This is a genomic window from Parachryseolinea silvisoli (assembly GCF_021190955.1).
In the GTDB taxonomy this organism is placed as follows: Bacteria; Bacteroidota; Bacteroidia; order Cytophagales; family Cyclobacteriaceae; genus Ohtaekwangia; species Ohtaekwangia silvisoli.
In genome coordinates this window covers 1,638,632-1,650,699 of record NZ_JAIOAO010000001.1, presented here as the reverse complement: position 1 = coordinate 1,650,699, position 12,068 = coordinate 1,638,632, and the positions used below count along the sequence as shown (strand labels likewise).

General features: G+C 47.4%; 13 protein-coding genes. All 13 read right to left on the bottom strand.

The annotated features are described in order from the left end of the window. Nucleotides 1-10: 10 nt before the first annotated feature. On the bottom strand, nt 11-457 hold the full coding sequence (locus K7P01_RS06910) for a DUF6943 family protein (protein WP_267291216.1): 447 nt from the start codon (nt 455-457) through the stop codon (nt 11-13). Nucleotides 458-732: 275 nt separating this feature from the next. After that, complete coding sequence (locus K7P01_RS06905) at nt 733-1,578, bottom strand: hypothetical protein (RefSeq protein ID WP_267291214.1); 846 nt, start codon at nt 1,576-1,578, stop codon at nt 733-735. Nucleotides 1,579-1,676: 98 nt separating this feature from the next. After that, complete coding sequence (locus K7P01_RS06900; protein ID WP_267291213.1) at nt 1,677-2,468, bottom strand: hypothetical protein; 792 nt, start codon at nt 2,466-2,468, stop codon at nt 1,677-1,679. A gap of 11 nt (nt 2,469-2,479) precedes the next feature. Further along, entirely contained in the window at nt 2,480-3,328 is an 849-nt protein-coding gene (gene traN, locus K7P01_RS06895) for a conjugative transposon protein TraN (RefSeq protein WP_267291211.1), read from the bottom strand. 217 nt (nt 3,329-3,545) lie between these two features. Next, on the bottom strand, nt 3,546-4,877 hold the full coding sequence (traM, locus tag K7P01_RS06890; RefSeq protein ID WP_267291209.1) for a conjugative transposon protein TraM: 1,332 nt from the start codon (nt 4,875-4,877) through the stop codon (nt 3,546-3,548). 36 nt (nt 4,878-4,913) lie between these two features. Beyond that, the gene (locus K7P01_RS06885) at nt 4,914-5,333 is read right to left on the bottom strand and encodes a hypothetical protein (RefSeq protein WP_267291208.1); all 420 of its coding nucleotides are present in this window, start codon (nt 5,331-5,333) and stop codon (nt 4,914-4,916) included. 2 nt (nt 5,334-5,335) lie between these two features. Continuing rightward, nucleotides 5,336-5,953, bottom strand: coding sequence for a conjugative transposon protein TraK (traK, locus tag K7P01_RS06880; protein ID WP_267291206.1), 618 nt, complete (start codon nt 5,951-5,953; stop codon nt 5,336-5,338). 60 nt (nt 5,954-6,013) lie between these two features. Next, on the bottom strand, nt 6,014-7,228 hold the full coding sequence (gene traJ, locus K7P01_RS06875) for a conjugative transposon protein TraJ (RefSeq protein ID WP_267291204.1): 1,215 nt from the start codon (nt 7,226-7,228) through the stop codon (nt 6,014-6,016). Nucleotides 7,229-7,241: 13 nt separating this feature from the next. Continuing rightward, complete coding sequence (locus tag K7P01_RS06870; protein WP_267291203.1) at nt 7,242-7,877, bottom strand: TerB family tellurite resistance protein; 636 nt, start codon at nt 7,875-7,877, stop codon at nt 7,242-7,244. 39 nt (nt 7,878-7,916) lie between these two features. Further along, nucleotides 7,917-8,564: a hypothetical protein gene (locus K7P01_RS06865; protein ID WP_267291201.1), complete on the bottom strand. Its 648-nt coding sequence runs from the start codon at nt 8,562-8,564 to the stop codon at nt 7,917-7,919. Beyond that, nucleotides 8,561-9,247, bottom strand: a complete 687-nt coding sequence (locus K7P01_RS06860) for a conjugal transfer protein TraI (RefSeq protein WP_267291199.1) — start codon at nt 9,245-9,247, stop codon at nt 8,561-8,563. The genes K7P01_RS06865 and K7P01_RS06860 overlap by 4 nt, the downstream gene beginning before the upstream one ends. 12 nt (nt 9,248-9,259) lie before the next feature. Then, entirely contained in the window at nt 9,260-11,731 is a 2,472-nt protein-coding gene (locus K7P01_RS06855; protein ID WP_267291197.1) for a TraG family conjugative transposon ATPase, read from the bottom strand. Between the two features lie 3 nt (nt 11,732-11,734). After that, nucleotides 11,735-12,055 carry a DUF4133 domain-containing protein gene (locus K7P01_RS06850; RefSeq protein ID WP_267291195.1) on the bottom strand — a complete coding sequence of 107 codons (321 nt, stop codon included), beginning with the start codon at nt 12,053-12,055 and terminating at the stop codon, nt 11,735-11,737. Between the last annotated feature and the right edge of the window lie 13 nt (nt 12,056-12,068).

Here is a 12,068-nt window from a genome sequence, read left to right as displayed (position 1 = left end):
GTAGGCATTATTACTGGGAAGGCGTGTTTTGGTGGGAACCTGCCAACATTCGACTTACGAGTAACTTCTTCATCTGGGCGATGGTCGCCAGTTGTTGATGTATGACCAGTTCTGTATGCTCGATCTTCTTCAGTGCAGCAACTACCGCAGGCAATGAGTCTTCCTTGCCGTTCAGATTATCCATTGCGAGTTGCACAACACGCTTAAACTCGCGAATGCGTATAAATTGAACAACGGAACCGCAGAGGTGCGGGTGAAAGTATTTCCCCTTCCAAAGTGCGTAACATAAGCTGTAGAAGTGGTCACAATGAGCTTGTGACTGGCAACTTACGACGAAGGAATTCACGTTGGGCTTATGTGCTGGTCTTCCGGCGTTATACCCCTTGCTCAGTACATAAAATTGGTAGCCTTCTTTTTTTACTTTTGGTGTGTAGGTCTTGACTGTAGGTAGTTGCATGGCAATTCGGCTTTTTTTAAGCCTGCCTGCTTTTACTCCGGAATAGTGCACATACAGTTCAGCCCCGGGACCCGCGCAAGGGTGCCCGACACAACGTAAAGTCGAACACCCTGTCGGGCACTTGCATTGCCCTTGCGCGGGTCCCGGGGTTGAACTACCTTTCTATTCCCGGATGAAAGCCGAATTGCCATGCAACCTTCCTCCAGTCGTTAACAGCAAAAGTGGACAGACAACGTATGTTGAGTTGCCTGTCCTTTCATAAACGTTATACGCTGCTACACACTTCGGCCGGCCTTTCGTTTTGTGTTAGCAGTACCTTCTGAGGCTTCCGTTTTATCAACAGCCGTTCCTTTTGTTTTTTCCTTGCTGGCGGACGCTTCAACACGACTTTCATTGAACATGATCCCTGCGCTTCGGTCAGGCTTCGATTCCTGCACCTCTTTAGCCTCCTTCTGTTTGGTTAACAGTTGAAAGTTCTCATCATACACCAGTATATTTCGCCCGGCGGGATTCGCAGCGATATGCCGTTTGACGTCCTGGCTATTAATTACAAAATTGACTTCCGCCAAGTCGCCTTTATTCATTTTCCGCATGAGTTCGTCCTTCTGTGCGCTATCTTGTAATTCTTTAATGGGATGTTTATGGAGCTGGTGACTCAGGTCGTAGTTCCAACCTTTGGTAAACGGTTGTAGCTTATTGTTTCCGTATTTATCCTGGGTGTTAAAGTCAATTTTTACCCATGCTTCATACGATTCCCCTTTCTTGTTTTTTAGCGTCTTATGTACCGAACGCCCTTCGAGCAGATTGAATGCTTCGCGCGACGAGAGACCGGAACCATAGTTCAAAAAGACCTTTTGCTTTGCTTCGACCTCTTTGTTCTCGTTTTTCAGTGTAGCGGTATAGTTATTAAGGAAGTATCGGTCTTGTTTGCTGGACTTCGCAAAATCAAGCACGTAGTCAATCGTTTTCTTCTTGCCCATCGTTTCTACCCCGCCGTCTATACCAAGCTTAAATTCCGTGGCACCCGATTTCATCTTATCCTCTAATCCTTTATTGAGCCGCTCGCCGAACCCCAAGAAATACAGGCGTTCTTTCAAAAACTCCAAATTTTCCTTTTCCATAGTGTGTGTTGTTTTGAGTGTGCGTTTGTTTTTTCGATCGTTAACCTTTTGACCGGACCGGCGCTTTAACGCTCTCCCCATCGGAGGATATGGCCTTTTTACCGTGATCGACCCTTGCTGTGTCGGTGTTGCTCGCCTTGCTCAGGTATAACTGACAGCTCGCGCAGGTCTGGGCTGACCTTAAGAAGCTTTCCAGCCTTAGAAATCAGCAGATCGAGCTTATCAGGACGCTCGCCAAACTGCATATACGCACTCAATACCGATCCGTTTTTGAGTACTGTCACCGGAGCCGCATCACCTTGAGCAATTTCACGTGCAAGTCTTAACCGCTGATCGACCAGAAGATTTTCCCGGAGCGGAAACTTCTGTATCGTATCGATTACCGCTCCGTCCTTATTCCATTTCTTGCCATGCTGGCGATTGAAAAACTCCGAAGCCGACATTTCCAGTAACGGATACTCGTTCTTGCGTCCACGCATGCTAAAGTCAAGCTTGTACCAGTAGGCGTCGACCGTTCGAGCCAGCGCATTGAAACGATGCTTCTCAACTTGGCGCCCGTTCAGCAGGTTTTGGATATTCTCGATTCGCAGCGGCACCTCTGATAAATCGAAGCGTCGGGTCCTTGTAGGCTGTCCAGCAATGGAAGCATCGATCGCGTAAGGATGATAGAAATTTGGCTCATCGTATTTTTTCAGTAACACCGTATAATTCATCTGCTGTGGTGAACCATACTCGCTTGCCTGGCGAACACCCTGAAATTGAATATCCCGCTCGCCTTTCTGTACGGCTTCCCGCAGTTGATCTTTGGGAAATCGCTCGATGCCGATAAAAGACAAGTTCATGGCCATCGATTCAAAAAAAACGTCTTTTTTGGTGTGTGCGAGTGCCATAACAATTTGGGTTACAATGTTGGCGCTTCAATGACCTTTGCCCGAATGATCGATTTGTTTTTAACGCGAACCTCCAAATGCCTGCCGCCCCGACTTTCCATAAGCTGGATTACCAGATCTTTAGCGTCCGGAATAGTGAACTTGGGAAGCGCATACACGAGGTCAAGAGTTGCCTTTCCTGCTACCACGGCTGGATCGCCATACACAAATACAGGTCGCTCTATTGCCTCTTGGGAAGCCATACGTTTGACATTCTGCTTGTCCTTGATTATGAATTGTAATAAATCAATATCGTAGGGGATATTCGACTTGTTCACGATCTGCAAGTGATAGAACATAGTTTGGCCTTCGATGTAAATACCCTTCAATGCCAGGCGCATTTGATTCTTGCGGGTCGAGGTTACGTTACGACCATTATTCGAGGCTACAATCGATTTGCTTATCTCTTCCACGACATGCAGATTTGCCTCAGTCAAATGAACCAGCGGGTGTACAACAGCACGCTGTTCCAGGCTATCGGAAAAAAAGACATATTTCCTGGGTTGGTCCGAGAACCGAACCAGATAATGATGCAATGAACCGTCATCCGTGATAACGGTTAGATTGGTTTCCTGGAAGTTTTTTCTTCCGGCTTTCACCTTCAGCACATTTCGTGCGCCCTTGGCCTTCTGAACCAGAATATCATTGCTCCCCCGATCACCGGACTTGATACCGACCGGAAAGACAATACTTGTCGTTTTCCGCATCGTTACATCAATCGACGAATATGCGATTGATTGGGCATGGCTTGCCCCTGCTAACACAGAGCAGAGGCTTACCATAAGAATTGCTATAATCGATCTGTTACTTTTCGATGCCATGAGTTTAGTTGTTATGGTTAAAGAAAATCGCTCGCAGTTCGCCCTTCGGTTAATAGAATAAGTCACCCAGGTCAGTGAACCACAAAAGGAATCGTACATAGAGTCCCGCCAGGAAACAGAGCATCGTGAACATCATTGTTGTTTTCATAATGTTTAATTGTTAAAATGTTTAGAGAATATGTTGATAGTTACAGCACACTCGGATAGAGTGACGTCGTTACATTGTTTGAGTGCTAGCGTCCTTCAGGAAGATTTTATAGCCAGCCTTAACGGTGACTTTTATAAGTTTTGCCTTTTTGCTGAAAAGACCTTTTGCCGCTTCCACGCCTGCGACAGCCGCCTGAGCACCCAATGAGGAATTCATCGTGAATAAGTCTACGTCCTGCACGGACTGGCTGGCCGCTTGTTTGGCTGCATCCCGACTAATCGCGCCCGGAATATAAATTCCCTCCATACCGTCCATGTCGTAAACCGACAGTGCAGTAGGATGGATCGAGTTGTCAATGGAAACGGATTTAATATTGACGACAAGCCGCTCGCCTTGTATTGCACAAATGCCGTAGACAAAGGCGTTCTTTTTCAGAAGCCGCCCCCCAATCGTTATATCGGCCATCAAACGCATTTTTAATGTCGAGCCTGCTACGAGCGTCTTTGTTTCATGGACTACTGCCTCTATCGCATTCGATGCAAGAGGATCGACAAGCACCTCGTCATCGAGTCCGTAAAAAGCATTTGAGGGATATACCGACTCAACAAAGCTTTCGATGGACCTTGTAGAGTCATCGCCCTGTCCGACCTGCTGCCAAGCGCCAGCCTCGAAATGTTCGACTTGCTCATCCTCTTGCGCTCGCGATACATTGCTGGCGGTTGGATTGCCAGCGGCATGCGCTTGTGCACCACTCATCCCGCCAATGGCTGCTTCCGGATGCTGTATCTTAATAATCTTGTCGAGCATCTGGTCGATCTGTGTCATCTCTGTATCCTCAGTGTTGCTGCTCGACATGATAGTCATCATTTTTTCCAATCGATCTATGGCCACCTGATCTGGCCCGGATACGGATGTTTCCTCCCGTACGACCGGCTGCATTGTCTTTTGTTGCACCTCTGCTGAAGTTGGATTGTTAACATACTGGGTAAGCTGTTCAATTTTTTTATTGATCAGCGCTTCCTGCTCTTGCATGGCTTTGAGGTGATCTTTTTTGCCAAGCGAGGTCATGAGCTTTCCATCAGCCTTCGGCACTGAATCGTTCGGCACTAATGATTGGATCGCGTAATACGGATCAGCCCTGCGTGCCTCTTCATATTTGATAGAATCACGTTTAGCCTGTTCGTATAGGGAGAACTTGTCCCAGAGGTCGGTTTCATTTTTGCCAAAGTGTGCGCCGGGAAGTTCCAGATTAAGGCCGGAGGTTTCCTGGGCGACTTGCGCGGTAGCCCCTTGGCCGCCGCCTAACGCCCAGAAAAGCAACAGCAGGAAGGGTGTCACCAGCAGTGGCAGTGCCATTATAAAGCGACGTTGTCTTAAAAATCTTTCAGTTGGGTGTGTCATAATTGGTAGTGAGTGTGTGAGTGTTGTTGATGTTACCTAGCGTATGTTCCTTAATGAATCCTGTTTGGCCAGTCGCTGCTCGATGATCTGGATAAAGCGCTTGGGGTCACGGGCGTATAGACTGTCCAGTGCACGAAGCGCAGGGGATCGAGCGGTAGAGGCCTCAGTTTGATCTGGCACGGGCGGAAGCTCAACGAGCGGAGTAGTCACGCTATTCGACTGGATATGCCAGGCACCTTCATCTGAGGAAGCCCGAAATACAGGCGAAACCACGAGTGCCGTTGATGCCGCCGCGGCGAGTAGCCCGAACACTACCAGCATGACTTTTTTCTCTCTTCTGGTCAGTCGCTCGCTTTGCCTCGTAAGCAAGGTTGCTATCTGCCGGGGCCATCGATCAATCGGTGATTTCGGTAGCAGGGGGCCTTGTTGTTTCTTTTTAACTTCTTGCTCTTTCATAGTTATCGGTTAATAGTTTTGATGTCCCTGTTTTCAGTCGTATTCCAGCGCTCAATCAAAAAGCCGTGGGAGTTGTGCTCAGTCCTGCTGACATTTCGCAGGTACCCTTCCGTGACAAGGGTGCGCATGACAATGGAGGTCGCCCTGATAATTTTCAAGGTGCCGTGATAGACAAAACGGTATGGATACTGATTGACATCGATACGGATGCTATCGGTTTGTAGCTCCTGGCTGATATTGCCGCTGATAATGTTCGAGTAGTAGCGGTTCTCCTTTAGGTTGTCATATTGCTGTTTGGCACTGGCGTCGGCCAAATAGAGCGCCTTGGTAACACCCTGCTGGATCATCTTTTCGTCCGGATCAAGGGTGAAAAACGAATAGTGAAAAGTATGGATATGGTCCTTTGCTTCGACTGGAATGTTATCCTTGCGCTCGGCACCCCATGCCTCCAGGACCTTTCCGTTTGAGAGAATGTAAATTGTCTCGCGTGCCTCTGCCGCGAAGCGATAGCTTTGATAGACAACGTAGCCGCAAAGGCAAGCAAGTGCCTGAATAACTACGATGGTTATAATCCGACTCAGCTTAAAAGCCGTGTCAATGTTCGTGAGTTGCCTGAACATGAGTGTGGGTGTGAAGTTTGAGTGTGTGTGATTTTATGTCTTCGTAGTTTGCCTGCTACATCAGCCTGACAACCGATCACGTTTCCAGTTGGTATTCGCGCTATCGCTGCGCTCTGCACCATTTGAATGAGATTCACTGCTGCCAGACCTTGCCGCTGGTCCGGAATGATGCGCTTCTGTGCCCCCGGGCACCAGCCCACCAGTTACACCAGAGCTGCCCGACCCGCTACCGCGTTCGCGATTTTTATCGTCGGAACCGCTACTGAATAGCGACTTTGCTGCTCCGTACGCAAAACTTGTGGTCCTTGCTACATGTTTGTTGTCACCGGCGTGAACGATATAGTTAGCAATAGAAGGAACGAACAGGTAGCCGATAATTCCGATGATGAGGAAAATCAGGTACGCGGTGTCGTAGAGACCAAAAACCGTATCGCCATGCTGCTCTATTTGATCAATGTCGAGTTTGATCATGCTCTCTTGTAGCCGACCCAAGATGCTTGAAAAAATATTGGCCACTGGCAGCCAAAGAAACACGTTGATATAGCGTCCGAACCAGGCAATGAGCGAATTTTGAAATCCATCAAATACCGCCAGTCCAAACACGATCGGTCCGATAATGGCAAGCACTATCAAATAGAATATACGCACTGTATTGATGCAAAGTGCGGCCGCTTCGTATAGCACTTGCAGCACCTCAGCCATCCACTGCTTGATCGCGTTCTTCATGTTGTAGGCTGCCTTGTTGAGAACAAATGTCAAACCAGTATTGATAGGGTCGAAATAATCCTCATCGCCTTCGGCATAAGCATACTCATACCATTCTCCCTCGTGTCCATAAATAGAATACAAGTGAGTTTTCTTAATGGCATCTTCTTTCCGCTGCAAGAGCACTTCAATGGTCTTGTTTGAGTTTTCAATCATAAGCTCTGTTCCGCGAACGGTCGGCTGCAATACAGCATTCATCATCTGGATGACTTGCGGAAACATGGCGATCGCTATACCAATAACGAATGGTCGCAACAGGGGGTAAAAGTCAATCGGCTCGGCATTGGCAATTTGGCGCCAGACCCGGGAACCGATGTACCAAATCGCAGCGAACGCCGCCAGGCCACGGCCCACATCAATGAGTTGAGAACACAGCGGCATTGTCTGACTGTAGACGTCATCCATAATTGCTTGAATACTGTGTATTCCTTCTGCTGGACCCTGGGCGAACATGGACGTAGGTGTAAACAGCGCAAGTGCCAGAACCAATTTCTTTTTTATCGGTTTCATAACGTGGATCAGTTTACTTAGTGACTCCATACAGTTTTCGCAACGTTGAAATATCGCCAGCGTCTTTGGCCCGCCCGATCGCAATCGCTTGTGTATTTCCGTTGAAGACTTTAAGAAATACCAGCTTGTTTTCCATTTGGCTATAAATTCGGTCGATTGCCTGAAAACGTTCTTCGTCATTCATCCTAAGCCTGCTGGCCGTGACGACCATCACAAGCTCCTCCAGATTATTGAGGCTTTCTTTAACCAGATGTTCAAAGACCCGCTGGATATATTGCAGTTCTTTTGCTGTAAGGTTAGGATCGTTACTAAATCGCTCGTATGCCTTTTTGTATTCCTTGACAAGGCGCTGCTGGTACTCGACGATGTAGGCTACTTTTCGGTAGTTCTTAATGGAAGGGTTAACAGCAAATAATCCATCCAAAAAGACCTTGTGTAGATTGAAGTTTCCTTCCGCGATATCCTTAATGGTATTGTATCCGGCAGACAAAATTTTGTAGCCTTTGTACATTTTGTCCAGTATTTCTTCCAGTTGAAGAAGCTTCTCATAGTTGAGGATAAGCTGGGTCGCCTCCTGCGTTTGAGCTCTCAGTGGTTTTGGGAGACAAAGGACTGCCGCCAGGCATATATAGAAAAACAGACGTTTCATAATGTGTGTATGTGTGGTGTGTGAGTGTGGAGTGACAGGCTAAAGGGAAACACCGTGAAGCTTTCGCAAAACTTCGATAGTGCCTCTTTCTTTGGCCCGTTGCCTGGCAAGCAGTCTTGTACTCTGGATCAAATCACCCGCGAACAAAAAGCTGCGCTTACACTGCGCATGTATTTGCTCCAGGTGCCCCAAACGCTCGTCGTCGGTCATTTCGGATTGGCCAGGTGTTATAAGCCATTCGAGCTCATCAAGCCGCGCCTTGCTTTGCGTGATTGATCGCTTACGGATACCCGACACATAGTCCCGCTCGCTTTCCGAAAAATTCTCATCCTCGATGATCTCTTCTTCCAAATCACGTAAGCCGGAAAGCGTCTTCGAGTTGAAGTATACGATTTGGTCGAGAAGCGGGGAATTGGCAATGACCGGGCTTACCGCCTTGAGCGAATTCAAATAATCCTTATCCATGGAAAACTTTCCATCCTTAATACTACCGATGGTATTGAGCCCTTTATCTACAATTTCATATCCTTTTTTTAACTTCTCCAGGTATACCTGCAATGCAGCGATCTGCGCAACCAAGTACCGTATCTGTGTTTTCTTTTGCTTAAACATCTCATTGAAATTCGGTGTCTGCGCAAACGCGCCCAGCGATTGCATGACAAACAGCGCGGTGATCACACGTTTCATATTCCGTATAGTTTCTTTATCCTACTGATTTCTGCCTGACTTCTTTCCCGGCTGATACTTAGCTGGCCGGTTTGCATGTTAAATTCCAGCAGGTCAATGAAGTTTTTTTCAATTCGATCCGCTGTTTCGGTTATGATCCGCAATCGCTGGGCATCCGTCATTTGAACCTTGTAAGAATCGACCAGCAGCAAAAGCTGATCGACGTTCCGAACGCTTTCACGCAGCATTCCTGTAAGAACCCGATACATATAGTCGATTTCAGCCTCGGTGAAATTCTTATCCTTGCTTACACGTTCCCAGGATACGCGGTAGAGCTCAACCATCTTAACCTGTCGCTCGATGATTTGCTTAATGCGCTGATACGTGGCAAGCGTATTCTTTATCGTCCATAACTCGTCGTAATACTTCCGATATAACTCCCGATGCTTATCAGACCACTCAGCGATTTCTTTCAGCTTCAATTTTGATAGGGCATTCTCTAGTTCGCGTTGCGCATTCTGCAGCCAGATCGTTTTGTTCTGCAAGCGTTGAATCATGAGATCAACGGCTTTAATGACCTTCTTGATAGCCTCCTTGATAATCTTAGCAATCGGAATAATGGCTTTAACCTCCTGAGCGGGAGCAGTTGCCATAACCAACGAGATGGCAAGTAAGAGGGAAACGAAAATATTACGTATTCTCATGTTGATTCCAGTTTAAGCTGCCGCACGCATATCGTTTGCCAGAGCGCGAATACCCTTGGTGATATCGCCTCCCATTCGCTCGGTGTACAAGCGCACCTTCATCTTTTCAGATTCCTCCGTGGTGTATGCCAGGTATTCTTCCAGGGATACCTCCGTTGCATAGACCTTTGACAATACGCCGCCGAGGCTTATAAAGACTTCCTTATACTTTCGTCGGGTGTCGTTCGCTTTGTTCATGGAGAGCACCAGTGTTTTTTCTTTCTCTGTAAGCCCTAAAAGTTCCTGGATCTGGTCGAATTTGTTCGTGTATTTGCTTTGGTCAAGCAAAATCTTGCAGTCCGAGTTATTAATGATGGCCTGTTTGACAACGGGCGAACTAATAATGTCCTCGACTTCTTGTGTAACCACAATGGCTTCACCATAGAACTTGCGGACCGTTTTGAAAAGGTACTTGATGTATTCAGCCATGCCCTCGCGCGCGATTGCTTTCCACGCCTCTTCGATGAGGATCATTTTTCGGATGCCCGATAGTTTCCGCATCTTGCTGATGAAGACCTCCATTATTATGATGGTCACCACTGGAAAGAGTATGGGATGATCCTTGATATTATCTAACTCGAATACAATGAATCGCTGCTGAAGCAAGTCCAGATTCTCGGTTGCATTAAGCAGGTAGCTGAACTCGCCACCTTTGTAGTACGGGCGTAATACGTAGAGAAAGTTTTCAATGTCGAAGTTCTTCTCTTTCACCTTGTCCGCTGTCAATATGTGTACATACTCGTCTCGCAGGAATTCATAATAGGTATTAAAGCATGGAAAGATTGCTGAGTCTTTTTCAAGCCGCTCGAAGTAGAGCTGGAGTGAAATCGACAAAGCGACATACTCCGACCGATTGAACGTTTCATCGTCCTTTTTCCAAAGTGCCAGTAGTAAGGTTTTGATCGACTCCTTCTTCTCAGTATCCAGCCCGCCACTGTCAATGTAAAAGGGATTGAACTTGATCGGATTAGTCTCGCTATAGGTGAAGTAATACCCACCTACCAGATCACATTGGCCCCGATAAGAATGTCCAACGTCGACAATTACGATGTGGCTACCCTGCTCATAATATCCACGAACCATGTGATTTGTGAAGAAGCTCTTGCCGCTCCCACTGGGCCCAAGGATAAATTTGTTTCGATTGGTCGTAATGCCGCGTTTGACAGGTTCGTCGGAAATATCAACCTGCAAAGGCCGGCCCGTTACCCGGTCACCTAAACGAATACCGACGGGACTTAATGAAGTGCGGTAACTCGTTTCCAGATTCAGAAAGCAACTTGCTTGTTCCACAAACGTGTCGAAGGCATCATTCATTGGGAAGTCGCCTGCATTGCCCGGGATGCCCGCCCAGAATATCTGCGGGGCACCGTCCGATTCGATCTTGCTGGATGCGTCCATCTGCGCAAGCGCGGACGAGACCATCGTTTTTATATCTTTCAATTCCGAGCGGTTCTCCGTCCAAACCAAGACGTTGAAGTGTGCTTTCACGGGTTGGCGTTGCTCACCAATAGCCTCGTTCAAAAAGTCATTGGTGGCATCCCGGCTGATGGCGTTCTCCCGGGAATAGGCAGACAGCGACTGCAACCGAAGACGCTTACTCTCCAGGTCTTTGATCGTCTTGGCTGTATCCTCGATGAATATGTATTGGTTATAGATATGGTTGCAAGGCAACAGTTGGCCCAAGGGAGAACTGAACCCGACACTAAACTTGGTCTTATCGCTGGAATACTTGTCGTAGGTTGTTCTTGGTCCACAGAACGTTGGTAGGTCTTCCGTGTCGGCCAGTGTGTAAAGCTGGCATAGCTGATCACCTACCCGAATTTCATCCTGGAGATGTACGTCTTTGATTGTAGGCGTTTCGTTTTCCCCTGCCAGGGTACAATACCGCTCCAGCAGCCCGGCACGCTGGGCATCTCCAACCAAGTCAGCTGCGGTGAGCCGTTTAAAGCTGACAAAACCGCTGTCGGATAGGATACGAATAAATTGTCCGGCGACTTCTAAAAAGTCAGCCGTTCGGGCCGGGTTTAGCGTTTCCGGAGGTACGACATTCCGCTTAAACAGACTCGAATACGCCGATGAAGCTATTTTGCGCCCACTGGCCTTGAGGGTCAGCATAATGTAGCAGCTATGTCCCAGGAACTGCCTTTCGTTAAAGAAGCGCTCACTGGCCAGTGACAGGAAAGACAAATCGCGTTGCTCAAACTCTCCAACAAACTTGTCGACCATAAACCAATCTTGTTTATGAAATACAGTGTTCTTTGGCAGCACCTTCAACGCTTTGATTAAGGTCTGATGGAAAGCTTCGTAGTCTGCATTGGATAAGGTGAAGATCTCTGGCAGAAAGGCCTGGAACGCGACTGTAATGTCCCCTTGCTTGGAAAGTAGGCAATCCTTCTCGACTTTATATATGGGAAATACATCCTGAAGTGCTATTGGCTTTGACATGACTTATTTCTTAAGCGTTAAAAAAGACTGGCGCGAACGGTTTACCAATCGCTGCGGAATGCTGGAACGAGCGAACCTTTTTGTAAGACCATGCTCGCCATACGTGTTACTTAATCGGTAGATGGTCATAAAAAGAATAACTCCGAGAATGGCGATAAGTCCTACGCATACGAACATGTTTACGCCGGCGATGTAGAGAACGGCAAACACGATGAGCAGACCCAGGACGCCACCGCCTAGGTACCAGATGTATTGCGCTTTCAGTCCCTTGAACTCGATAGGCTTATTGATGCCCTTGTTGATTCGATATACGCTGTTAGCCATAAATAAAAAAGTA